This is a genomic window from Candidatus Fukatsuia endosymbiont of Tuberolachnus salignus, from assembly GCF_964030845.1.
In the GTDB taxonomy this organism is placed as follows: Bacteria; Pseudomonadota; Gammaproteobacteria; order Enterobacterales; family Enterobacteriaceae; genus Fukatsuia; species Fukatsuia symbiotica.
This window is the reverse complement of record NZ_OZ034983.1, coordinates 2,961,267-2,984,672: the sequence shown is the minus strand read 5'-3', so window position 1 is coordinate 2,984,672 and position 23,406 is coordinate 2,961,267. Positions and strand designations below refer to the sequence as shown.

The window sequence follows — 23,406 nt, the reverse complement described above, 5'->3', positions numbered from 1 at the left end:
TTAAGAAAGTGATGTACCTTTGGCCCACCCTTGGTGGGCTATGTTGTTTCATTAGACTTCTTGCAAAACCTCGTCCTATATTCAACCATTCAATTAGAGTAATCAGGTTATTTATGTCAAACAGTTTAAGTGTCGTCATTCTTGCTGCCGGTAAGGGAACACGGATGTACTCAGCACTGCCTAAGGTGTTACATCCACTGGCAGGCAAACCTATGGTGCGGCATGTCATTGACGCTGCCTTAGAATTAGGAGCGAGCAACATTCATGTGGTTTATGGGTATGGTGGCGAATTACTTAAAGAGACGTTGATTGATCTTGAATTGAATTGGGTCTTGCAACAGCAACAGCTTGGCACCGGACATGCTGTGCAGCAAGCAGCACCCTATTTTTCTGCTGATGAAGATGTTCTGGTGTTATATGGCGACGTGCCCTTGATCACAGTGGAAACATTAAAGCACTTGTTAGCGGTCAAGCCTACGGGAGGTATCGGTTTGCTGACAGTCAAGCGGGATGATCCCTGTGGTTATGGTCGCATTTTACGTGAAAACGGTGATGTTATCGGCATTGTCGAGCATAAAGACGCCAATAACAGTCAGCGAGCAATCAACGAAATCAATACCGGTATTTTGGTTGCTAATGGTGCTGATCTGAAACAGGGGTTGTCTATGCTAAATAATGACAACGCCCAAGGTGAATTTTATCTCACTGATATCATCGCGTTTGCTCATGCTGAGGGTAGAAAAATCGCTACCGTCCAGCCTGCTCGTTTTAGTGAAGTTGAAGGTATTAATAACCGCTTGCAGCTTGCACGTCTTGAGAGGGTATTTCAAATGGAGCAGGCAGAGAAATTACTTTTATCTGGCGTAACTTTGCTCGATGTGGCGCGTTTCGATTTACGTGGTGATTTGACCTGTGGTTGCGACGTTACTATTGATACCAACGTGATTATTGAAGGTAGTGTCACCTTGGGAGATCGGGTACATATCGGTGCTGGATGTATTTTAAAAAATTCGCGGATTGGTGATGACTGTCAAATTAAACCTTATACCGTACTGGAAAATGCCTCTTTGGAGGCGACTTGCAGCGTTGGTCCTTTTGCTCGCTTACGTCCAGGGAGTGAGTTGGCTGAGGGGGTGCAGGTTGGCAACTTTGTCGAGATTAAAAAGACACGTTTGGGCAAAGGCTCCAAGGCGGGTCATCTTTCTTACCTTGGAGATGCTGATATTGGTTCTGGCGTGAATATCGGAGCAGGAAGCATCACTTGTAACTATGATGGTGCTAATAAATATAAAACGATCATCGGTAATAATGTTTTTGTTGGTTCGGCTAGCCAATTTGTAGCACCGATTAAGGTGGCAAATGGGGCGACCATCGGCGCCGGTACGACAGTAACAAATGATATTGCTGAAAACGAGTTGGTACTCAGTCGTGTTAAACAATGCAATATTCAAGGTTGGCAGCGTCCGGTAAAAAAAATCGTTAAATAGGAATATAAACTGATGTGTGGAATTGTTGGTGCAGTAGCGCAACGTGATATTGCTGAAATATTGATTGAAGGTTTACGCCGTCTTGAATATCGCGGTTATGATTCCGCCGGTCTAACCGTGGTCGATAGCAAAGGTCAGATGAATAGTTTGCGTCGAGTGGGTAAAGTGCAGGTATTGTCTGATGCTGCTGTAATGCAAAAATTACAGGGTAGTACCGGCATTGCACATACCCGTTGGGCGACTCACGGTGAACCTTCAGAAGTCAATGCACATCCTCATGTTTCGCAACATATTTCTGTGGTTCACAACGGTATTATTGAAAACCATGAATCATTACGCGAGCTATTGATCAGTCGTGGTTATCATTTTACTTCTGAAACCGATACTGAAGTGATTGCTCATCTCGTGAATTGGCAGCAACAGCAAGGTGGTTCTCTGCTCGAGGTGGTTAAAGCTGTGATTGCTCAATTGCGCGGTGCTTATGGTGCAGTGATAATGGATAGTCGTGATCCTGGTCGTTTAGTGGCTGCTCGTTCAGGTAGTCCACTGGTGATTGGTTGTGGCGAGGGTGAAAATTTTATTGCCTCCGACCAATTAGCTCTGCTACCTGTTGCCCGTCGTTTTATTTTCCTGGAAGAAGGGGATCTGGCCGAAATAAGTGCCGATAATCTGAGTATTTTTGATAAACAGGGCAATGTAGTAAAACGCCCAGTAGTTGAATCGCAAACAAAGTATGATGCGGGTGATAAAGGAACCTATCGTCATTACATGGAAAAAGAAATCTATGAACAGCCGATAGCGATTAAAAATGCACTGGAAGGCCGTTTGAATCATGGTAAAGTCGATTTGTCAGAATTGGCTGAAAAACAGGAGTTACTGTCAGGGGTACAACATATTCAAATTATTGCCTGTGGCACCTCTTACAATTCAGGGATGGTAGCACGCTATTGGTTTGAATCTTTAGCAGGCATAGCATGCGATGTTGAAATTGCCTCTGAATTCCGTTACCGCAAATCTTGCGCACGTACAAATAGTCTACTGATCACGTTGTCACAATCGGGAGAAACGGCAGATACGCTGGCGGCATTACGTCTGTCTAAAGAGCTTGGCTATTTAGGTTCATTGGCGATCTGTAACGTTTTGGCGTCTTCATTAGTACGTGAATCCGATATGGCATTGATGACTAAAGCCGGTACTGAAATTGGTGTTGCTTCTACCAAGGCATTTACGAGCCAACTAACCGTGTTGTTAATGCTGGTGGCCTACATTGGGTGTTTGCAAGGTCAAGAGGAAAGTCGGGAACATGATATTGTGCAGGCACTGCAAAAATTGCCTGCCAGAATAGAACAGATGTTGGCACTGGATAAAACCATTGAGATGTTGGCACAAAATTTTGCTGATAAAAAGCATGCGTTGTTTCTTGGGCGAGGTGATCAATATCCGATTGCTATGGAAGGTGCCCTAAAGCTAAAAGAGATCTCTTATATTCATGCTGAAGCTTACGCTGCCGGTGAGTTGAAACATGGCCCGTTGGCACTGGTCGATAATGAGATGCCGGTTGTTGTTGTCGCGCCAAATAATGAACTGCTAGAAAAACTGAAATCGAATATTGAAGAAGTACGCGCCCGAGGGGGGCAGTTGTATGTCTTCGCTGATCAAAATGCGGGTTTTAGTGACAGTAATGGCATGAAAATTATTCCATTACCACATGTAGAAGAAATTATCGCGCCCATTTTTTATACCGTGCCACTGCAACTGCTTGCCTATTATGTCGCTCTGATTAAAGGCACCGATGTCGATCAACCGCGTAATTTAGCAAAATCGGTGACGGTTGAATAAGCGTTGTGAATCCTATCTTTATACAATTCTTCATTAGCTACTGTTATTCGTTAGTGAGTTGCTGATTAAGAGACTCTCTTGGCCTATTATTAGGCCTTGTTTTTTCTTAGTTAAAGAAATTAATTGAATTGAGGATAAATATTATGCTAAGCGTTGGTGCTACTGGTGCTGGAGAAGTTCCATACCAGTAGATGAGAGCTGATTCCATATCATCTCAGCCTGTTTCAGCAGGAAATGCTGGAGTAGTCCCAGAAGTACTGTTGGAAAAAGGAAAATTAAAAAACTGCCTGCTTGATTACATAGATATATTTTGGGCTAAAATAAAAGAACCGTTGAAAGAATTAAACGTAGGGTTCGAGCCAGGATCAAAGTTAAATGCAGATCATGTCTCAAGTATTAATAAGGCAGCAAAATCATTGAATGAAGCTGTAAAGAAATTAAGTAAAACGGAAAAAACTAAGATTACGTGTTTGGGCGATGAATATACTGTAGTAATACAATCTATAATTAAGATCTGCGAAAATACTGCAACATTTAAGCCTAATAAATTCAAACCTCTCATTACTTTACAAAATACTCTTATCGGCCTTATAAAAGAAGAAAGTTCTAAAAAAGAATCATTTTTGGAAAGATTAACAGGTGTATTTAGTTCTGGAGGACCAAGCAGTAGTGATACAATGAAACTACTTCAAGACTATTCATAAAAAATAACACTCTAATTAAGAATGAATAAGTGCCCCCTATATCGAGATAAAAATGTTTCATCAGATTGTTAATCACGAGATAGTGAGGCATTTATGGAATATATTACTAAACATTGTGAATGTGTCAACAAACGGCAGAAAAATCTTAATGTTTAATTAAAGTATTAGGATCTGTTGTTGTTGTCAGTGAAAATCTGAACATCTCGGAACGCCCATTTTTGTTATAAAGGAAGGATCCCATTTCAACATCAAGAAAATAAAAAATGGAAAGAGGTTGGAAAAAGCCCTTAATCATGCAAAAACCGTGATAAAAGTGTGAATCGGAAACTTTATTAAACATCAAGTTAATAAAAGTTACTTTTCTATCCAATTTTTGACCTACGATATTCTCGATTATAGTCAGTACAGCTATCAGGGTATCTTCTTCTTTAGGTTTTGGAATGGTAGTGTTATCCTTTCGTAAACTCCCTGTTTCTTTCATTAGATCGAAAAAATAGTTCCATACGGTATTTAATTCTTTAGACTTAATGAGTTGTTGCTTTAGTCCTGTGATTGAACATGTACTCATTTTTTTGTATATCCTTTATTCTCAAAAAGTATAATGGGAGGTAATGAAGCCTATAAATCTATCAGCTTTACCGGATATGTACAAAGACCCATTTGATAGAATACTGGTTTCTCAGTCGAAGGTTGAAAAGATGACGTCTATTACTGCGGATGACAAAATAATCGGCTTGGCTGAGAAAATGTATCTAAACCTATTGGCCTGCAATTAGAAAGCGGATCTTTGCATGAGCGAAATTATTTACGGTATTCATGCCGTCAAAGCTTTGTTAGAGCGTGAGCCGCAACGTTTTCTCGAGGTTTTTATTCAAAAAGATAACCATGACCGTCGGTTACAAGCGTTGGTTTCTCAAGTGGAAGCCTGCGGTTTAGCGGTTCAGCACGCCAATCGAAAATGGCTGGATTCCCAGGCTGAAGGGGGTGTGCATCAGAGTATTGTGGTGCGAGTCCGTAAAGGACGTCAGTACCAGGAAAGTGATTTGCTTGGTTTGCTAGCCGGTATAGAGACAGAGACCCCCCTTTTACTGGTGTTGGATGGTGTTACCGATCCACATAATTTAGGCGCCTGTTTGCGAAGTGCAGATGTGGCAGGTGTGGATATGGTTATTGTACCTCGTAATCGCTCTGCTTCACTTAACGCCACGGTGAAGAAGGTAGCGAGTGGTGCAGCTGAAAGTGTACCCTTGATTACGGTAACTAATTTGGCACGTACCCTGCGGCTATTAAAAGAACAAGATATTTGTATTGTTGGTACGGCAGGTGAAGCGAAAGAAAGTGTATATCAAAGCAATTTGACTGGGCCTATGGCCTTAGTGATGGGATCAGAGGGGACAGGTATGCGTCGTTTGACTCGTGAGCATTGCGATAAATTAATCCGTATCCCGATGGTCGGTGTGGTGTCTTCTTTGAATGTTTCTGTTGCTACTGGTGTTTGTTTGTTTGAAGTGGTACGTCAACGTAGTCTTATTTGATTGTAAATCATTAGACTTCTTGCAAAAACTACTGTGTGGCGCGGATATTAGCAACGGCATAATAGCTGATTGTTAGACTACAGCGTAGCGCACGCCAAAAATCACTGATGTTGGTTGCACCGAGGAATAAAGCGCTACGTAACCCTAATCTGATAAAACGGCGAGCCAGCTCGGTATGTTCCGGTGAGCTGGCTATTTTTTTACGCATTAGCCCTAAAAAATGGCCGCTTTCACGGTTAGCATGGCGTAGTAATGCTTTGCGTAGCAAGGGATCATCCCCCGTAGTTGTTGCTCTGTCCAGAAATCCCTTAATGATGTCTACATAGCTGTTTGCCCTGTTGTATAGCGATTGGGCAGAGTGTGAATGAGTAATTGACAACGGATTGATGCGATAGCCATAAAATGGTGTCGCACAAAAGCCAATCCGCTGCGCGACTAGCGCCAGATCGGTGGTCCATAAAATATCTTCATGTACCATGTCGTGGATAAACGCCAGTTGGTTATTCACGATGAGATCCCGGCGAACAAATTGTAGCCATACATAATGCAGCCATTCATCTTGTTTAACACTATGAATAATCCATTGTCGACCACTTATTACCTGTCCTGGTGGATGATGATACAGTAAATCTTTTGTGCAACCTTTTGTTGTGTGAAGGGGCGCTTGTTTTGCGTGCTGCGCATGAGGATCAATCCTGAAGCGAAATCCGTTGCCGATGAGTAAATCGACATTTAATCTGTTCGCCTGTTGCACCCAGGTTTGTAACGTATCGGGAGCTAACCAATCATCTGCATCGACGAAAGCAACCCAATGACCACGCGCTTGTGCTAGAGCGCTGTTACGTGCAGCAGCAACCCCTTGATTCGATTGATTAATAATGACTAGTCTGGTATCGGTAGCGGCTATCTCCTGCAATATTACCAGGCTGTCATCTGTCGAACCATCATTGACCGCAATCATCTCCCATGACACACCGGATTGACTGCATAATGAATCCATTAAATCAGTAAGATAAGCAGCACAATTGAACACCGGTACAATAACGCTAACCTCGATTGGCTTCATACTTTTTTTTGTTCCGCTGCAAATTTCTGAGTCATTAGCTCTAGTTTTTCCTGTGCATCCAGCCAATCTATTTCAACCTTTTCCAGTTTGATTTTAGCCTGGGTTTGTTGTTGCAGGCATAGCGTCAGATCGGTTTTGCGAGCCATGTCGTATAACGTGACATCAGCGAGTTTTTCCGTAATGGTCGTCAATTCCGTATTTAATTTCTCTAGCTGTTGTTCCAGTGTCGTCACTTGTTTACGCAAGGGTTGACTTTGACTAAGGAACTCTGCATCGCGCCGTTTTTGGCCTTTAATGGGATTATGTTGCTGCGTTTGCTGACGTTGTAAATCGCCTAACCATTGTTGGTAATCATCCAAATCACCGGCAAAGGGTGCCACCTTGCCATCATGTACCAGATACAACTCATCAGTAGTTGAACGTAATAAATGACGGTCGTGCGAAACCACTACCAGTGCGCCCTCAAAATCAATCAATGCTTCGGTGAGTGCTTGCCGCATATCGAGATCTAAATGATTGGTGGGTTCATCGAGTAGCAATAAATTGGGACGCTGCCAGACAATCAACGCCAGTACTAGGCGTGCTTTTTCGCCACCGGAGAAACTGGCTACCGGATCAATCACCTGCCCTCTCTGAAAACCAAAACCAGCAAGATAGTCACGCAAACGCTGCTCTGTCTCATGGGGAGCCAAGCGATTAATATGCTGCAATGGTGATTCATCAGCCCGTAAATATTCCAGTTGATGTTGTGCAAAGTAACCGAGCTTAATTCCTCTGGATAAGCTGATTTCACCGCTTTGTGGTGTTAGGCTACCTGCCAGCAGCTTAATGAAGGTTGATTTCCCTGCGCCGTTACGTCCCAACAAACCGATACGTGAACCAGGGACTAAATTCAACTTGATCGATTGCAAAATAATCCGCTCACCATAACCGGCACTGACTTTCTCCATCTGTAGTAACGGATTGGGTAGGTTTTCTGGCGTGAAAAAATTAAAATGAAACGGGTTATCGACATGTGCTGGCGCGATTAATTCCATACGTTTCAACATCTTGATACGACTTTGCGCTTGTTTGGCTTTACTGGCTTTGGCACGGAAACGGTCAATATAATTTTGTAAATGTGCCCTTTTTTCTTGTTGATGCTGATAGATTGACTGTTGTTGCGAAAGTTTGGCCGCGCGTTGCCGTTCAAATGATGAATAATTTCCTCTGTATTCGTATAGTGTCTGCTGTTCAATGTGTAAAATTTCATCGATAATAGGATCAAGAAAATCACGGTCATGGGAAATAAGAATCAAGGTGCCGGGGTAATTTTTTAGCCACTTCTCCAGCCAGATAACAGCGTCTAAATCAAGGTGGTTGGTCGGCTCATCTAGCAATAACAGATCTGAACGGCAAATCAGTGCCTGAGCCAGATTAAGGCGCATTCGCCAGCCTCCGGAAAAGGTGTGTACCTCTTGTTGCAGCTGCTGTTGTGAAAATCCCAAGCCATTGAGTAGGCTGGCGGCGCGTGCTTGAATAGTCCAGGCCTGCATGGTGTCTAATTTTCCGTGTAGGTTGGCAATGGCAAGACCATCGTTTTTTTCGTTGGCTGTTTGCAGTTGGGCTTGCAATTGACGAAATTCACGGTCGCCGTCGATAACGTATTCTACTGCCGGTACATCCAAAGCAGGAGTCTCTTGATCGACCCAGGTTAAAGCCCAGTTATTGGGAAAAGTGACGTTACCGCCATCAGCACTGATTTCATTTTTCAGTAGCGCCAGTAGTGTTGATTTACCACAACCATTTTTGCCGATTAGACCGACCTTTCGACCCGGATTAACCGTTGCTGTCGCGTTGTTTAGTAAGACACGGGTACCGCGTCGAATTTGCAAAGAGGAGAAAACAATCATAGCGCGCCGTATGTGCAGAATATGTTAATTTGTAATTATCTTAAGATAGATTAAACCTCTTACGAAATTTAATCTTCGCATGGTAACGGAAAACCATCACCTTGACGACGCTTTAGAGAGGAATGATTTTGCAACCACCTAAAATCCTATTGTTATATGCTCATCCTGAACCACAAAGCTCGGTTGCGAATCGGGTTTTGCTGCAAGCTATTCAAAAATTAGAACATGTTACCGTGCACGATCTCTACGCGCATTATCCGGATTCTTTTATTGATGCCCAGTATGAACAACGATTGTTACAGGAGCATCATGTCATTGTGTTTCAACACCCTCTGTATACCAATAGTTGTCCGGCCTTGCTAAAAGAATGGCTGGATCGGGTATTAGTACGCGGTTTTGCCAATGGACCGACTGGAGGTGCTCTGAAGGGAAAATACTGGCGTTCGGTGATTACTACGGGTGAACCTGATGTGGCGTATCAGTTGGGTGGTTATAACCGTTATCCGATGAGTGATATCCTGCGGCCTTTTGAGCTGACAGCGTTGATGTGCCGCATGCATTGGATGATCCCGATTATCATTTATTGTGCACGGCGGCAAAATCCGGAGTTATTACAACAACAAGCCGATAAATATGCGCAGTGGCTGCAATCGCCATTTGATACCACAGGTACGGTTTTGCAAGAGGTCTAATAATGGAATATCCAATACTATTAATCGCTATCCTGCTGTTTTTATTTGCCGCTGTCGTTGCTGTGCCGATAGCTCAGCGTTTAGGGATTGGTGCTGTCCTGGGCTATCTCGTCGCCGGGATTGCTATTGGTCCTTGGGGATTGGGTCTTATCCGTGATGTCGATGAAATTTTGCATTTTTCCGAATTAGGGGTCGTTTTTTTGATGTTTATCATCGGATTGGAGCTTAAACCGGCAAAATTGTGGCAGCTTAGGCGCTCGATATTTGGCGTGGGTACCGGCCAGGTGGTGATCACTTCAATCATTCTCGGTGCTTTACTTTATGCAACTCATTTCGCTTGGCAAGCGGCGGTAATTGGTGGTATCGGTCTGGCGATGTCTTCTACCGCAATGGCGATACAATTGATGCGTGAAAAAGGGATGAATCACAACGAAGGGGGACAGCTTGGATTCTCGGTGTTGTTGTTTCAAGATATGGCGGTGATCCCAGCATTGGCGTTAATTCCTATTTTGGCAGGCAGCGGCGGAGAGAATAACGATTGGCTTAAAATCAGTATGAAAATGGTTGCTTTCGCGGGGATGTTGATCGGTTGTCGCTATCTGTTACGTCCCTTGTTTCGTTATATTGTCGCTTCAGGGGTACGGGAGGTCTTTACCGCTGCCGCGTTATTGGTCGTGTTAGGTTGGGCCTTATTTATGGATGCATTGGGTTTGTCTATGGCATTAGGCACTTTTATTGCGGGTGTTTTACTGGCAGAAAGTGAATTTCAGCACGAACTAGAAATTGCCATTGAACCTTTTAAAGGATTATTGCTCGGGTTATTTTTTATTTCGGTGGGAATGGCATTAAATATCGGTGTGCTCTTTAGCCATGTGTTGTTAGTGCTGGTGGGGGTCGTGACGCTGGTTTCTATAAAAGCCGTGGTACTCTATGCTTTGTCACGTCTTTTTGCTTTACGCCGCTCAGCACGCTTGCAATTTGCTGGTGTATTGAGCCAGGGAGGAGAATTTGCTTTCGTTCTGTTTTCTGCCGCATTTAGCCAAAAAGTGCTAGCGGCGGATCAATTGGCATTGCTGCTGGTGGTAGTAACACTATCGATGATGACGACACCCTTGCTGATGAAGATAATAGATTGGCTGCTCGCGCGCCGTTATAACACGTCGGAAGAAAATGATGAAAAGCCTTTTGTCGAAGATAATGATCCTCAGGTGATTATTGTTGGATTCGGTCGCTTTGGGCAAGTGATTGGGCGTTTACTCATGGCTAATAAAATGCGCATTACCGTATTGGAACGTGATGTTAGTGCCGTGAGTATGATGCGTAAGTATGGTTACAAAGTCTATTACGGTGATGCTACACAACTTGAGCTTTTACGTGCAGCGGGTGCAGAAAAAGCGAAGGCGATCGTCATCACCTGTCATGAGCCGGAAGATACTATGATATTGGTTCATCTCTGCCAGCAACATTTTCCTAATTTGAAAATCTTTGCCCGTGCAAGAGGTAGAGTGGAAGCACACGAACTGTTGCAAAATGGCATAGAAAATTTTACTCGTGAGACTTTTTCCAGTGCTTTGGAATTAGGACGCAAGACGTTATTAGAATTAGGTATGCATCCCCATCAGGCTTATCGGGTGCAACAGCATTTCCGCCGTTTAGATATGCGGATGCTACGTGAATTGATGCCTCATCATCATGGTGATGTGGCACAGATTTCTAGAGTGAAGGAAGCACGCCGTGAACTTGAGGATATTTTCCAGCGTGAAATGCAAAATGAACGGCGGCAATTAGATGGTTGGGATACATACGAATAATTTTGGAGATCGGTCATGACAATCATGCGTAAAAGGTTTATTGCGGGTGCGATTTGTCCACAGTGTCATGCGTTAGACACCTTGGCATTATGGCGAGAAGAGCAAAAGGAAGTGGTGGAATGTGTGCGCTGTGGTCATCATCAATATCAGCTCGATACGCCCTCGAAAGCTACCCGCTCTGGTGAGCATGTGATCGGTATGTTTCGTCCTCATTAGGCTTTTTGTAAAACCTACTGTGTGCTGCAAATTCTGCGTTACCTGGTGCTCGTAATCCTCATGTACTCGTGTACGCAGCGATTGCTGCGCGCCAGGCGCCGGTTTTGCAAGAAGCCTATTGATATCATCATCAATGAATTAGGGTGTGCTGTACTCGGTTTACAAATGCTATTCTTCAACCCTCTATCCTTTTATATTTTAAAATTTTATGTTACTTAAGTTATTGCGCTCTGTTATTTTAGGTCTGATTTTTGCCTCTATTTTACTGATATTATTACCGGTATTACGTTCGTTTTTTATGGAAAAAAACGAGGGTAGACAGGAGAGTGCTATTAAAGACGTTCCCATCAGTTATAGTCAGGGAGTAAGGCGCGCAGCTCCGGCGGTGGTCAATGTTTATAACCGTAGCCTGGGGAGTGCCACTCGGAATGGCCTCGCGATACGGACGTTGGGTTCTGGCGTTATTATGAGTGATAAAGGGTACATTGTTACTAATAAACACGTCATCAATCACGCAGAGCAAATTATTGTGGCACTACAAGATGGTCGCGTATACGAAGCCTCACTCGTTGGCTCAGACAGTTTGACCGATCTGGCGGTGTTAAAAATTGATGCAGATAATTTGCCGGTGATCCCGATTGATAGCCAACGCATAACACATATTGGTGATGTGGTGCTAGCGATAGGTAATCCCTATAATCTTGGGCAGACGGTCACTCAGGGTATCATCAGTGCGACAGGTCGTATTGGCTTGAGTGATTCTGGGCGGCAAAATTTTCTACAAACCGATGCATCAATTAACCGTGGCAACTCCGGTGGTGCCTTGATCAATACATTAGGCCAGTTGGTGGGGATTAATACTTTATCATTCGACAAAAGCAGTAACGGAGAAACGCCGGAAGGGATAGGCTTTGCTATTCCCGCTGCACTGGCAAGCAAAGTGATGCAAAAACTGATCCGCGATGGGCGTGTTATTCGCGGTTATATTGGTATCACGGGTAACGATTATCCGCCATTTAATGCGATTAATGCTAAACAAGGCGCGACACACGGCATTAAAGTGAACCAGATTTCACCCAGCGGGCCTGCTGCCACAGCGGGTGTACAGGTTGGCGATATTATTCTGAATGTTAATAACAATAAAGTCGTCTCTACCATAGAAACGATGGATCAGGTGGCTGAAATACATCCTGGTACGCCTGTTTCAGTACTGATATTACGTCATGGTCAGCAAATAATATTAAAAATAACCATCAGTGAATACCCGGATAATTGAATCGCTTTGATCTGATCAGTGGCAAAAAAATCGTGTGTCATTGAGTGAAAGTTTATAGTTTGAGCGGAATATAAAAATAATATTTTTCATTATCTGGTATAAATGTATGCAATTTATTTTTTATGTTTTTGAGGTTGATGATGTTTATATTTGGGGCATTTCCTTATGTAACTCAATTTTTTACAAAAAAGAATCCTCCAACAAAAGAGGATTTAATTAAGACACTCTTTAATAGAATAGAACATTGTTTCTCTGATATTAAAGCATATGATAAATTCTCTAGTCTGTTTAAAGATAATAAGTACACAACATTATCTGAATGTGTCGACTCTTTTGTTGAATTAAAAGACATTGCTGACGAAGCTTATAGGGATAGATTTCATATCGAACAAAACAGCCAAACCTCAAATCTGGAATTTTTTGTTAATGGAAAATTAGTACGCGCATTTGAGTCTAAGCATTTTACTGCGGAAGAAAAAAATGTTAATAATCTTTTTGGTCAAAGAATAAATGATATTGAAGAATATAGAGAAAAAATTAATTTTTCAAAACAGTTGACGAATAAAGTTCAGGAATTGATTAATTCTATACCTATAGATGGTTGTGATCCGTTTGAACAGTTATCTAACGATTTACCTAGACAGAAATATTCTTTTGTAGGATTTAAGGTACCAGAAGAATATAGAAAATTTGGGAAAGAAGAAGTATTTGAAACATTAAAGATTGTATATGACTCTATTAAAGATAAAGATAAAGATAAAGATAAAGATAAAGATAAAGATAAAGATAAAGATAAAGATAAAGATAAAAAACAAGCCATTGCATTAAATGCAGTTGCTTCGCAGACTTTTTCTGCACCGTTAATCAAAGTATTAGAGAAATATAAATCTCCATTCTATTATTATATGTTATTTAGTCCTTCTAATAAAGTTCAAGTCTGTCGTGAGGAGAGCGGCAGTATTACCGTGACGACCACATTATCATCAAAAACTGCTGATCAGATCGAATTTATTTTAAGAGAACAAGATTCTGAATACGATAAATTAGCTTATGAAGAAGTTGAATTTGAAGCTAAAATTTCGATTGATAAGGACGGGAACGTAGAATTTGTATCCCACAAATTCACGGCAAATGAAACACAACTTCGATCACATAGTCTATCGACTCAATTAGCTATATTAAGGCAGTTGAGATAAATAGCGAATGATTAAACCTGAAATCAGTGATCGGATAACAGCGAAAAAAAATTGAAGCCTTGGTTACCCGGGGCTTGTCATAAAACTGTAATAAATAATCCATCTTTCTGTCATTAAACTGCCCTATGTTCTCCTCTGCTATTGTTTTTATCTGATATACCCTTCGCCTTTCAAGTTACGGCGGCGTTGGCGGCTCGCACTCATCCCAGTCATGTACTATCTGTACACTCCTGGGATTCGATTGATTGCCGCCTTGCCGTAACTCGAAATGCATTGGGTATACAACGTTTTTTTGTCTGCATGAAAATAATTTTCATCCTGATTGGGAGAATGTATGAAACTGATACGTATCACCGTAGAAAATATCATTGCTGTGGTCTTATCTGTATTTACTCTGTCCGCCTTTGCTGCTGTTAACCTGACGGGTGCGGGTGCGACCTTCCCCACGCCTGTGTATGCTCAATGGGCGGATGCTTATCAGAAAGAAACGGGGAATAAAGTAAATTATCAAGGCATAGGTTCTTCAGGGGGTGAAAAACAAATTATCGCCAATACTGTGGCCTTCGGTGCTTCAGATAAGCCATTGTCTAACGATAAACTGGCTATTAATGGCTTATTTCAATTTCCTACTGTTATCGGTGGTGTGGTGATGGTGGTCAATCTGCCCGGTATTAAATCTAATGAATTAATATTGAATGGCCAAACATTAGGTGATATCTATTTAGGTAAGGTGACAAAATGGAATGATGCGGCGATTGCTAAACTCAATCCCGGAGTCACACTGCCGGATAAAAATATTGCCGTTGTGCGCCGCGCTGATGGTTCAGGCACCTCTTTTGTCTTTACCCAATATTTGGCAAAAGTGAATACCGAATGGAAGAAAAAAGTGGGTTTCGGTTCCAGTGTTAATTGGCCAGTAGGTCTTGGCGGTAAGGGGAATGATGGTGTTGCGGCATGCGTACAACGCTTGCCCGGTAGTATCGGCTATGTAGAATATTCTTACGTCAAGGAAACGGGTTTAGCCTATACCAAATTAGTTTCTGCCGATGGTCAGCCCGTCAGCCCGACAGTAATGAGTTTTAGTGCCGCCGCGAAAGAGGCGGATTGGAGCCAAACATTCGCGCAAGATTTGACTAATAAGAAAGGCAAGGATGTCTGGCCGATCACTTCAACGACGTTTATTTTGTTACATAAAGTACAAAAAGATGCCGTTAAAGGAAGAGAGGTACTGAAATTCTTTGATTGGAGTTACAAAAACGGCGCTAGACAAGCAAATGACCTTGATTATGCGATGCTGCCAGCCGAAGTGGTTGAACAAATCCGTGCTGCCTGGAAAACTCAGATTAGCACTGAAGAGGGTAAAACTTTATGAGCGTCGCTTAAGAAGATTTGGAACAGGCTTTACAAACCCTAATTACTCCCAGATGAGAAAAAAATCTATGGCTGCTTATAAGCCTACGATCAAAGCACCCAATCAGTACGGTGATATTATTTTTGGTACGCTGGTTAAACTGGCAGCGTTAGTTACCTTATTTTTGCTGGGCGGTATCATTATCTCGCTGCTGGTTGCTTCTTGGCCTAGCATTGAAAAATTTGGTTTTGCCTTTTTATGGGATAAAGAATGGGATCCTCCCGCTGAAAAATTTGGCGCATTGGTTCCTATCTACGGCACGATAGTGACTTCGGTGATTGCTCTGATTATTGCGGTTCCTGTGAGTTTTGGTATCGCGCTATTTTTAACCGAACTTGCTCCCCGTTGGCTGAAGCGCCCCCTTGGGATCGCCGTCGAATTGCTTGCCGCGATCCCTAGCATTGTCTACGGTATGTGGGGTTTGTTTGTCTTTGCTCCACTGTTTGCTCGCTATTTTCAAGAGCCAGTGGGTGATGTCCTTGCTGGAGTACCGATCGTTGGTGTGTTGTTCTCTGGCGCAGCATTTGGTATCGGTATTTTGGCAGCTGGCATTATTTTAGCCATTATGATTATTCCCTATATTGCCGCTGTGATGCGCGATGTCTTCGAACAAACGCCGGTGATGATGAAGGAGTCGGCTTATGGTATCGGTTGTACCACCTGGGAAGTTATTTGGCGTATTGTGCTGCCATTTACCAAAAATGGTGTTATTGGTGGAGTGATACTGGGGCTTGGTCGCGCACTTGGTGAAACTATGGCGGTTACTTTTATCATCGGTAATACGTATCAACTCGATAATTTTTCGTTATTTATGCCGGGTAACAGCATTACTTCTGCGCTAGCAAACGAATTTGCTGAGGCGGAGTCACCTTTACATACTTCAGCGTTGATGGAATTGGGACTCATTTTATTTTTGATCACTTTTATTGTTTTGGTCCTCTCTAAGTTAATGATTTTACGTCTAGCTAAGCAGGAGGGGGCGTTAACATGACAATACAAAACGAGGTAATCTTACAAAACAGTGAGAAATTAATAGAAACTCGACGCAAAAAACAGGCATGGCGTCGGCAAAAAAATTTGGTGGCGCTGCTACTTTCAATGACAACGATGATCTTTGGCTTGTTTTGGTTAGTATGGATTCTATTCACCACTGTGACTAAAGGAATCGATGGTATGTCACTGGCGTTATTTACCGAGATGACACCACCGCCTAATGCTGCGGATGGTGGTTTGGCTAACGCTATTGCTGGCAGTGGATTATTAATTTTATGGGCGACACTGATAGGTACACCGCTTGGCATTATGGCGGGTATCTATCTAGCAGAATATGGACGTCAATCCTGGTTAGCTGAAATAACACGTTTTATCAATGATATTCTGTTATCTGCTCCCTCTATTGTGGTGGGATTATTCGTTTACACCGTGGTAGTGACAAGGATGGAACATTTTTCCGGCTGGGCAGGGGTCATCGCATTGGCATTACTCCAAGTGCCTATTGTTGTTCGTACCACGGAAAACATGTTGAAACTGGTGCCAAATAGTTTGCGGGAAGCGGCTTATGCATTAGGAACACCCAGATGGCGTATTGTCACGGCTATTACCCTGAAGGCATCGATCTCTGGTATTCTGACAGGCATTTTGCTGGCTGTGGCTCGTATTGCCGGTGAAACCGCGCCCTTGTTATTTACTTCGCTCTCTAATCAATTTTGGAGCACAGACCTGCATCATCCTATTGCCAATTTGCCGGTAACGATATTTAAATTTGCCATGAGTCCGTTTAGCGAATGGCAGCAACTTGCTTGGGCAGGGGTACTACTGATTACGCTTTGTGTGCTGTTGTTAAATATTCTGGCGCGGGTTACGTTCGCTAAAAAAACAAACTGATGCGCCAAAAATCTGTAGCGTGGCTCCAGCAGCGTGGGTTATTAACCTGTTCGAAATCTCTTGTGCTCGCTGTGTTTTGGTCAAGTAATTCGTCAAAAACGAGTTCAAAATGCTCACTTACTCTATGTAAACTGCGCTTTTTCGCTCATTTTTTCCTCGTCTGAGCGTCGCTCAAGAAGATTTGTAACAGGTTCTTAAAGGAGAGACGTTTTAATGAGTAAGATCCCCGGTAGTAAACTTCAAGTTCGCGATTTGAACTTTTACTATGGCAAGTTTCATGCGTTGAAGAATATTTCGTTGGATATTGCTAAAAATCAAGTCACGGCCTTTATTGGTCCATCAGGTTGTGGTAAATCAACATTGCTGCGTACTTTTAATAAAATGTACCTGCTATATTCAGATCAGAGTGTCACTGGCGATATCCTGCTTGATGGAAAAAATGTTCTTATTGATCAGCAAGATATTGCATTATTGCGCGCCAGAGTGGGCATGGTTTTTCAAAAGCCAACCCCTTTCCCGATGTCAATTTACGATAATATCGCCTTTGGTGTTCGCTTATTTGAGAATTTATCTCGCTCAGATATGGATGAAAGGGTGCAATGGGCGCTAGCGAAAGCGGCGTTGTGGAGTGAAACCAAAGATAAGCTGAGTCAAAGTGGTAATAGTTTATCGGGCGGGCAACAGCAACGCTTATGTATTGCACGCGCTATTGCCGTTCGTCCTGAAGTATTATTGTTGGATGAACCTTGTTCGGCACTTGATCCTATTTCCACCGGCAAAATTGAAGAATTAATTAGTGAATTGAAATCAGATTATACGGTGGTGATGGTGACACACAATATGCAGCAGGCGGCACGTTGTTCTGATCACACTGCATTTATGTATTTAGGCGAATTAATTGAATTTAGTGATACCGATACATTATTCACCGCTCCGCAGAAAAAACAGACGGAAGATTACATCACTGGCCGCTACGGTTAAAAACAGGACAGATCATGGATAACTTCAAACTGAATCAACATATCTCCGGTCAGTTTAATACAGAACTTGAACACATCCGTACCCAGGTTTTGAAGATGGGAGGTTTGGTAGAGCAACAGTTAAATGACGCCATCACTGCTATGCATAAGTTGGATGGTGATCGGGCAGAGCGGGTTATTAAGGGTGATGAGGAGGTCAATAAGATGGAAATCCTCATCGATGAAGCTTGTGTGCGTATCATTGCTAAACGTCAGCCTGCCGCCAGTGATTTACGTTTGATCATGGTGATCATCAAAACTATTTCAGAGTTGGAACGTATTGGTGATGTCGCTGATAAAATTTGTCGCACGGCGTTGGAAAACTTCTCTCAGCAGCATCAGCCGTTACTGGTGAGTCTGGAATCATTAGGGCGACATACGGTGAAAATGTTACATGATGTACTGGATGCTTTTGCCAGAATGGATCTGAATGATGCTACCCGCATTTATCGTGAAGATAAAAAAGTGGATCAGGAATATGAAGGAATTGTGCGTCAATTAATGACCTATATGATGGAAGATCCGCGGACTATTCCCAATGTTTTAACAGCGCTATTTTGCGCCCGTTCTATTGAGCGTATTGGTGATCGTTGTCAAAATATTTGTGAATTTATTTTCTACTTTGTTAAAGGGCAAGATCTTCGCCATCAGGGAGAGGATGCGTTGGAAAAATTGCTTGCTAATGATAAAAACGTTGACGATAAGAAAAAAAGAGCCAAATAAAATACTTTCCGTTTTGTATACTTTTATTTTTTGTGTAAAACCAAAATTAATAATATATGATGATTTCTATTAATTAAAACCAGAAAACTTCCGCTTTGTTTCCTTGACGGAAGTTTTTTATGTATGTAATAAATTGAATTATTAAAATAATTTAGATGAGATGGTTTATTTCCAGTCTCAATCTGTATTATTATTCTTGAAATATTTTATGGATCTGTGGGATTTATTTTTTTGTTCCTATGTTGTTATTTTGTACTGAGTACATGAGGATTGCGAGCATCAGGTAACGCAGAATTTACAGCACGTATTTAGAGGACGTAGTAGGTTTTGCAAGAAGTCTATTGTAATTGATGCTTTTCTGGCTGGGACGAATAACTATGAACCTATTTGTACGCAAGAATATCGTGTTATGTCTCTTGTGGAGCGGATGGGTTATTGGTTTAGTGGGCTATGTATTTTATGATTGTATCATTTGCCTACTTTTTGTTCCTGTATTGTTTTTTTTAGTTTTACTTTTTATGTTGATAAAAACCATGTTTAAAAAGAAAGTCAATAGTAATAATAATGAAATATCGTCAGCGACTAATGTCCCGCTGCCGGGTAATTCTCCTGTATCTAACCCATCTCAGGATTTGACTAAAACGAATACTATCATTGCTTCTGGTACACAGTTAAAGGGGAATGTCGATCTCGAAGGTGATATTCAAATTTATGGTGTTGTCATCGGTGATATTACTGTCACTGAGGGGACAATAAGATTAATGCGCAGCGGTAATATTGAGGGTAATTTAACCGCTCCTCATATTACTATTGATGGTCGTGTTGATGGCGTTTGTGTTTCTGATCATTTAGAAATACTTGAGCATGGTCGTTTAAAAGGTATTGTCAAAGGTACTAACTTTTCGATCAAAAAAGGTGGTGTGTTTATTGGTCAGTCTGAAATCAGCGAAGAACCGAATAACGCTAGAGGTAAAACACAGCAGAATGCCGCTTCATCAGTGGAACGGAAAAAATCTAAAGAGAGAGCCATCACAGATCCATTGTCTGATGATATTTTAGCTAATGCTTAATTAGAACCTGTTCGAAATCTCTTGTGCTCGTACCGTGAAATTACTGCGCGCCAGGTGCCCTGACTTCGCATAACGAACTATGCGAACTATGATTTTGCAAGAAGTCTATTATTTTTAACTGAACCTACCAAGAAAAAAGTTATAAATATAGCTTTTTATATTATTTCCTAATCTATCGTGCTAATTGCTAGGCTGCGCCGATGTGCAATATTAATTATTTAAGGTTTGTTTAAAATCTTTCCTGCAAGGTGAAAAAGCTTAGTCTACGACTTACTTGCATACATGACTGGTTAGTTTTAATCTGTGACTTAGTGTGTATAGTGAATGTAGAACGGTATCTTGGGTTACGAGTGATGAGGTATCAGCGGACTCAGCAGATTTTGAACATGTTCTCAGGAGTGATTTGATGAAGAATTTTGCTATATTACTAATCCTGTTGACCAGTTTCGTTACTCTTTCTGGTGTGGCTTATGCTGATAAACTCGATGAGATTAAAGGGGCGGGTGTGGTACGTGTTGCCGTTTTCGATAGTAATCCGCCTTTTGGCTACGTGGATCCACTGACGAAAAAACTGGTGGGATATGACGTCGATATCGCCGAGGCTATCGCTAAAGCACTCTCGGTCGAATTAAAACTCCCGGTCGAATCGATCAAATTAGAATTGCGGGCGACCAATCCTGCTAACCGTATTCCATTGCTGAAATCGAAAAAAGTTGATCTGATCGCTGCTAATTTCACTATCACTCGTGAGCGAGAAAAAGAAGTAGATTTCAGTTTGCCTTACTTTGCTACCGGTCAAAAATTTATTGCTCGTAAAGGTGTATTAAAAACGCCGGAGGATATTAAGCAATTACGTATTGGCGCAGATAAAGGCACCGTGCAGGAAATTACCTTGCGTGAGCATTATCCTATGGCTAAAGTCATTTCTTATGATGATACACCTATAGCGTTTGCTGCGTTGCGTAATGGCAATGTTCAGGCAATTACTCAAGATGATGCCAAATTGGTGGGTTTGCTGGGTAATATACCTGTAGCACAGAAGGCTGATTTTGAAATTTCTCCTTTTAGTATCACGAAAGAATACCAAGGAGTAGCGGCGGCTAAAGGAGAAAAGCGCTTAATTGAGTTCATCAACCGAACGTTGATAAAGCTGGAAGAAGACGGTGATGCGCTCAATATTTATAACCGTTGGTTTGGCGCGGAAACCCGTTCAGCTCAGCCGCGCGGTGATTTTAAATTTGCTCTTCTTGATCAACAGCCAGTGGCCGATTGACTGGTGTATATTTGGCGGGTGTTCCCCGTCTGAATGTTGTTTTTCCAGCCCTACACTTTTTCCGGTGTAGGGCTGAGTATTTTTTGGTAGGTTTTGTAAGAATCTATTCCAAATCCTCTTGAGCGACGCTCAGACGAGGAAAAAGTGGGCGAAAAAGCGCAGTTTACATAGAGTCAATGAGCATTTTGAGCCCGTTTTTGACGAATTATTTGACCAAAACACGGCGAGCACAAGAGATTTCGAATAGGTTCTTAGAAGTTTAATGCCTTATTATGACATTGATGGACGTCACTTATGAAGTTGCAGTATCTCACTGATTGGCTATTGGCTCCGCAATATTTGCTTTGGTTATGGGATGGCTTTCTACTTACTTTGTGGATTTCTGCTTGTACGGTGGCCGCGGCGACATCATTAGGATTTTTACTGGCGGTAGCCAGAGATAGTCATCTAAAAATACTGCAATGGTCTGTCATTATTTACAGCTCTGTCTTTCGTAATACGCCGTTGTTGGTGCAGCTTTTTTTTTGGTACTTTGCTGTGGGTCAGCTACTGCCTCTGTCCTGGATGCAGTGGCTAAATACTGCCCATGAATTGATACTCTTTAATTTAGTCCTCCGTTGGCCGTCTTTTGAGTTTTTAAGCGGTTTAATCGGCTTAACGCTTTATTCAGCTGCATTTATTGCTGAAGAGTTACGTGCCGGTATCGCGGGTGTTGCTCGTGGGCAGAAATATGCAGCGCAGGCATTGGGATTAACGGGGTGGCAATCGATGCGTTATGTGATTTTGCCACAGGCATTAAAAATCGCTATGTCGCCGTTGCTTGGGCAATATATGAATGTGATTAAAAATTCATCACTGACTATGGCAATTGGTGTCGCTGAACTTTCTTATACTTCCCGTCAGGTAGAAACTGAAACATTGCGTACCTTCCAGGCTTTTGGTATTGCCACTGTACTGTATGTTGCCATTATTGCGTTAATTGAGGTTTGGGGTATGTGGCGTCAGCAACGAATGACAGTCAGGAAACATTAAGATGGATTTCACCATTATCATTGATAATTGGCGCTACCTGATGTGGGGCGTTTTTCCTGATGGTCGATTGGGTGGGGCGGCATTGACGTTATTGATCAGTCTAATGTCTGGGGTTGCTTCCGCTATTTTAGGAACTTTGTTGGGAATGCTACTGGCGATGGCGCGTGGCTTCTGGGGCGGAATTTTAGTTACTGTTCTTGGTTTTTTCCGTGCTATTCCCGTAATTATGCTGATTTTTTGGGCTTATTTTCTATTGCCTATTACCTTTGGTATTGATATCCCTGAAATCACTACCGTGGTTTGTGCGCTAACGTTGATTGCATCAGCTTATCTGGCTCATGCAGTAAAAGCGGGGATAATGGCAGTGGGGACCGGTCAGTGGCAGGCGGGTTTATCATTGGGATTTAACCAACGTCAGGTTTTATGGTTTATTGTGTTACCACAGGCATTGCGTATGATGGTTCCTTCATTTATTAATCAATGGATTTCATTGATTAAAGATACTTCTCTGGCCTATATCGTGGGCGTCAACGAACTGACATTCTTAGCAACACAGGTCAATAATCGTAGCATGGTTTATCCGATGGAAATTTTTATGTTTGTAGCACTTGTTTATTTTATGCTCTGTCTCAGCCTGGATCTGATGGTGAATGCCATCAGCCGACGCTTTAAGTTATCCCAGTATTGTCAACAAAAAAGTGCACGATGAATAGCAAGCGCTGCGGTTGGGTCACTTCGGATACATCATATATCGCTTATCACGATACCGAATGGGGTATTCCACAAAGGCAAAATCAAGTGCTATTTGGCATGTTATGTTTGGAGGCACAACAATCGGGTCTTTCGTGGATCACTGTGCTTAAGAAACGTGCTCATTACCAGCAGCGCTTTTATTATTTTGATCCTCAGGCAATTGCATTGATGGGATCAGAGCAAGTAGAAATGTTGATGCAAGATAGCGGTATTATTCGTCATCGTGGTAAAATCCAGGCCATTATCACCAATGCTAGGGCTTATTTGGCAATGGTAGCACGTGGAGAAGATTTTTCCGGTTTCATCTGGAGTTTCGTTAACGGTCAACAGCAAGTTAATCGTTGGTGGTGCCAAGATGAGATACCGGCGACCACGCTGGTGTCTGATGCTATGTCCCATGCACTGAAAAGACGGGGGTTTAAATTTATTGGCCCTACGGTTTGCTACGCTTTTATGCAAGCCAGTGGCTTGGTGAATGATCATCTTGTCAGTTGTTTTTGTCATCCTGATAACGTGGTTGGATGATT

Annotated in this window: 22 protein-coding genes; 19 read left to right on the top strand and 3 right to left on the bottom strand. The window is 42.3% G+C overall.

Annotation, left to right across the window (positions count from 1 at the left end; genetic code table 11):
• Positions 1-113: 113 nt before the first annotated feature.
• From glmU to AAHH42_RS14315, 3 genes are all read left to right on the top strand, one after another.
• The gene (gene glmU / locus AAHH42_RS14325) at positions 114-1,487 is read left to right on the top strand and encodes a bifunctional UDP-N-acetylglucosamine diphosphorylase/glucosamine-1-phosphate N-acetyltransferase GlmU (protein ID WP_342221414.1); all 1,374 of its coding nucleotides are present in this window, start codon (positions 114-116) and stop codon (positions 1,485-1,487) included.
• Between the two features lie 12 nt (positions 1,488-1,499).
• On the top strand, positions 1,500-3,326 hold the full coding sequence (glmS, locus tag AAHH42_RS14320; RefSeq protein ID WP_072549806.1) for a glutamine--fructose-6-phosphate transaminase (isomerizing): 1,827 nt from the start codon (positions 1,500-1,502) through the stop codon (positions 3,324-3,326).
• A gap of 191 nt (positions 3,327-3,517) precedes the next feature.
• The gene (locus tag AAHH42_RS14315) at positions 3,518-4,030 is read left to right on the top strand and encodes a hypothetical protein (RefSeq protein ID WP_072549807.1); all 513 of its coding nucleotides are present in this window, start codon (positions 3,518-3,520) and stop codon (positions 4,028-4,030) included.
• A 145-nt stretch (positions 4,031-4,175) separates the two neighbouring features.
• On the opposite strand, the gene AAHH42_RS14310 is transcribed toward AAHH42_RS14315, so the two are convergent.
• Positions 4,176-4,598, bottom strand: coding sequence for a hypothetical protein (locus AAHH42_RS14310; protein WP_342221413.1), 423 nt, complete (start codon positions 4,596-4,598; stop codon positions 4,176-4,178).
• A 223-nt stretch (positions 4,599-4,821) separates the two neighbouring features.
• Here AAHH42_RS14310 and rlmB point away from each other — a divergent pair, with 223 nt between their 5' ends.
• Positions 4,822-5,565 (top strand): 23S rRNA (guanosine(2251)-2'-O)-methyltransferase RlmB, encoded by a 744-nt coding sequence (gene rlmB, locus AAHH42_RS14305; RefSeq protein WP_072549809.1) that lies wholly within the window; start codon positions 4,822-4,824, stop codon positions 5,563-5,565.
• A 28-nt stretch (positions 5,566-5,593) separates the two neighbouring features.
• Here rlmB and AAHH42_RS14300 read toward each other — a convergent pair whose 3' ends face one another.
• The gene (locus AAHH42_RS14300) at positions 5,594-6,631 is read right to left on the bottom strand and encodes a glycosyltransferase (RefSeq protein ID WP_342221412.1); all 1,038 of its coding nucleotides are present in this window, start codon (positions 6,629-6,631) and stop codon (positions 5,594-5,596) included.
• Positions 6,628-8,523 (bottom strand): ABC transporter ATP-binding protein, encoded by a 1,896-nt coding sequence (locus tag AAHH42_RS14295; protein WP_072549811.1) that lies wholly within the window; start codon positions 8,521-8,523, stop codon positions 6,628-6,630. Before AAHH42_RS14295 ends, AAHH42_RS14300 begins: the two co-directional genes overlap by 4 nt.
• Positions 8,524-8,648: 125 nt before the next feature.
• Between AAHH42_RS14295 and kefG the strand changes: the two genes are divergently transcribed.
• From kefG to AAHH42_RS14220, 15 genes are all read left to right on the top strand, one after another.
• Entirely contained in the window at positions 8,649-9,215 is a 567-nt protein-coding gene (gene kefG, locus AAHH42_RS14290) for a glutathione-regulated potassium-efflux system ancillary protein KefG (RefSeq protein WP_072549858.1), read from the top strand.
• Positions 9,216-9,217: 2 nt separating this feature from the next.
• The gene (gene kefB, locus AAHH42_RS14285; RefSeq protein WP_342221411.1) at positions 9,218-11,026 is read left to right on the top strand and encodes a glutathione-regulated potassium-efflux system protein KefB; all 1,809 of its coding nucleotides are present in this window, start codon (positions 9,218-9,220) and stop codon (positions 11,024-11,026) included.
• A 15-nt stretch (positions 11,027-11,041) separates the two neighbouring features.
• Positions 11,042-11,242: a YheV family putative zinc ribbon protein gene (locus tag AAHH42_RS14280; protein WP_072549813.1), complete on the top strand. Its 201-nt coding sequence runs from the start codon at positions 11,042-11,044 to the stop codon at positions 11,240-11,242.
• 208 nt (positions 11,243-11,450) lie between these two features.
• Positions 11,451-12,518, top strand: a complete 1,068-nt coding sequence (gene degS / locus AAHH42_RS14275; RefSeq protein ID WP_342221410.1) for an outer membrane-stress sensor serine endopeptidase DegS — start codon at positions 11,451-11,453, stop codon at positions 12,516-12,518.
• 137 nt (positions 12,519-12,655) lie between these two features.
• A complete protein-coding gene (locus AAHH42_RS14270) occupies positions 12,656-13,714 on the top strand; it encodes a hypothetical protein (RefSeq protein ID WP_342221409.1) in 1,059 nt (352 codons plus the stop codon).
• A 334-nt stretch (positions 13,715-14,048) separates the two neighbouring features.
• Positions 14,049-15,086: a phosphate ABC transporter substrate-binding protein PstS gene (gene pstS, locus AAHH42_RS14265; protein WP_072549816.1), complete on the top strand. Its 1,038-nt coding sequence runs from the start codon at positions 14,049-14,051 to the stop codon at positions 15,084-15,086.
• 67 nt (positions 15,087-15,153) lie between these two features.
• Positions 15,154-16,116, top strand: a complete 963-nt coding sequence (gene pstC, locus AAHH42_RS14260; protein ID WP_072549859.1) for a phosphate ABC transporter permease PstC — start codon at positions 15,154-15,156, stop codon at positions 16,114-16,116.
• Positions 16,113-17,009, top strand: a complete 897-nt coding sequence (gene pstA, locus AAHH42_RS14255) for a phosphate ABC transporter permease PstA (RefSeq protein ID WP_342221408.1) — start codon at positions 16,113-16,115, stop codon at positions 17,007-17,009. The genes pstC and pstA overlap by 4 nt, the downstream gene beginning before the upstream one ends.
• Positions 17,010-17,222: 213 nt before the next feature.
• On the top strand, positions 17,223-17,990 hold the full coding sequence (gene pstB, locus AAHH42_RS14250; protein WP_342221407.1) for a phosphate ABC transporter ATP-binding protein PstB: 768 nt from the start codon (positions 17,223-17,225) through the stop codon (positions 17,988-17,990).
• 14 nt (positions 17,991-18,004) lie between these two features.
• Positions 18,005-18,751, top strand: a complete 747-nt coding sequence (gene phoU / locus AAHH42_RS14245) for a phosphate signaling complex protein PhoU (RefSeq protein WP_072549819.1) — start codon at positions 18,005-18,007, stop codon at positions 18,749-18,751.
• 377 nt (positions 18,752-19,128) lie between these two features.
• Entirely contained in the window at positions 19,129-19,821 is a 693-nt protein-coding gene (locus AAHH42_RS14240) for a bactofilin family protein (protein ID WP_072549820.1), read from the top strand.
• A gap of 406 nt (positions 19,822-20,227) precedes the next feature.
• Positions 20,228-21,094, top strand: coding sequence for an ABC transporter substrate-binding protein (locus AAHH42_RS14235; protein ID WP_072549821.1), 867 nt, complete (start codon positions 20,228-20,230; stop codon positions 21,092-21,094).
• Positions 21,095-21,388: 294 nt separating this feature from the next.
• Positions 21,389-22,126, top strand: coding sequence for an amino acid ABC transporter permease (locus tag AAHH42_RS14230; protein ID WP_072549822.1), 738 nt, complete (start codon positions 21,389-21,391; stop codon positions 22,124-22,126).
• A 1-nt stretch (position 22,127) separates the two neighbouring features.
• Positions 22,128-22,835 carry an amino acid ABC transporter permease gene (locus tag AAHH42_RS14225; RefSeq protein WP_072549823.1) on the top strand — a complete coding sequence of 236 codons (708 nt, stop codon included), beginning with the start codon at positions 22,128-22,130 and terminating at the stop codon, positions 22,833-22,835.
• On the top strand, positions 22,832-23,404 hold the full coding sequence (locus AAHH42_RS14220) for a DNA-3-methyladenine glycosylase I (protein ID WP_342221406.1): 573 nt from the start codon (positions 22,832-22,834) through the stop codon (positions 23,402-23,404). The genes AAHH42_RS14225 and AAHH42_RS14220 overlap by 4 nt, the downstream gene beginning before the upstream one ends.
• Positions 23,405-23,406: the final 2 nt, after the last annotated feature.

What these genes read in the sequence shown, in the direction of transcription:
- glmU (WP_342221414.1), top strand. Translation starts at nt 114, where the DNA reads ATGTCAAACAGTTTAAGTGTCGTCATTCTTGCTGCCGGTAAGGGAACA.
- glmS (WP_072549806.1), top strand. Translation starts at nt 1,500, where the DNA reads ATGTGTGGAATTGTTGGTGCAGTAGCGCAACGTGATATTGCTGAAATA.
- AAHH42_RS14315 (WP_072549807.1), top strand. Translation starts at nt 3,518, where the DNA reads ATGAGAGCTGATTCCATATCATCTCAGCCTGTTTCAGCAGGAAATGCT.
- AAHH42_RS14310 (WP_342221413.1), bottom strand. Translation starts at nt 4,598, where the DNA reads ATGAGTACATGTTCAATCACAGGACTAAAGCAACAACTCATTAAGTCT.
- rlmB (WP_072549809.1), top strand. Translation starts at nt 4,822, where the DNA reads ATGAGCGAAATTATTTACGGTATTCATGCCGTCAAAGCTTTGTTAGAG.
- AAHH42_RS14300 (WP_342221412.1), bottom strand. Translation starts at nt 6,631, where the DNA reads ATGAAGCCAATCGAGGTTAGCGTTATTGTACCGGTGTTCAATTGTGCT.
- AAHH42_RS14295 (WP_072549811.1), bottom strand. Translation starts at nt 8,523, where the DNA reads ATGATTGTTTTCTCCTCTTTGCAAATTCGACGCGGTACCCGTGTCTTA.
- kefB (WP_342221411.1), top strand. Translation starts at nt 9,218, where the DNA reads ATGGAATATCCAATACTATTAATCGCTATCCTGCTGTTTTTATTTGCC.
- AAHH42_RS14280 (WP_072549813.1), top strand. Translation starts at nt 11,042, where the DNA reads ATGACAATCATGCGTAAAAGGTTTATTGCGGGTGCGATTTGTCCACAG.
- degS (WP_342221410.1), top strand. Translation starts at nt 11,451, where the DNA reads ATGTTACTTAAGTTATTGCGCTCTGTTATTTTAGGTCTGATTTTTGCC.
- AAHH42_RS14270 (WP_342221409.1), top strand. Translation starts at nt 12,656, where the DNA reads ATGATGTTTATATTTGGGGCATTTCCTTATGTAACTCAATTTTTTACA.
- pstS (WP_072549816.1), top strand. Translation starts at nt 14,049, where the DNA reads ATGAAACTGATACGTATCACCGTAGAAAATATCATTGCTGTGGTCTTA.
- pstC (WP_072549859.1), top strand. Translation starts at nt 15,154, where the DNA reads ATGGCTGCTTATAAGCCTACGATCAAAGCACCCAATCAGTACGGTGAT.
- pstA (WP_342221408.1), top strand. Translation starts at nt 16,113, where the DNA reads ATGACAATACAAAACGAGGTAATCTTACAAAACAGTGAGAAATTAATA.
- pstB (WP_342221407.1), top strand. Translation starts at nt 17,223, where the DNA reads ATGAGTAAGATCCCCGGTAGTAAACTTCAAGTTCGCGATTTGAACTTT.
- phoU (WP_072549819.1), top strand. Translation starts at nt 18,005, where the DNA reads ATGGATAACTTCAAACTGAATCAACATATCTCCGGTCAGTTTAATACA.
- AAHH42_RS14240 (WP_072549820.1), top strand. Translation starts at nt 19,129, where the DNA reads ATGAACCTATTTGTACGCAAGAATATCGTGTTATGTCTCTTGTGGAGC.
- AAHH42_RS14235 (WP_072549821.1), top strand. Translation starts at nt 20,228, where the DNA reads ATGAAGAATTTTGCTATATTACTAATCCTGTTGACCAGTTTCGTTACT.
- AAHH42_RS14230 (WP_072549822.1), top strand. Translation starts at nt 21,389, where the DNA reads ATGAAGTTGCAGTATCTCACTGATTGGCTATTGGCTCCGCAATATTTG.
- AAHH42_RS14225 (WP_072549823.1), top strand. Translation starts at nt 22,128, where the DNA reads ATGGATTTCACCATTATCATTGATAATTGGCGCTACCTGATGTGGGGC.
- AAHH42_RS14220 (WP_342221406.1), top strand. Translation starts at nt 22,832, where the DNA reads ATGAATAGCAAGCGCTGCGGTTGGGTCACTTCGGATACATCATATATC.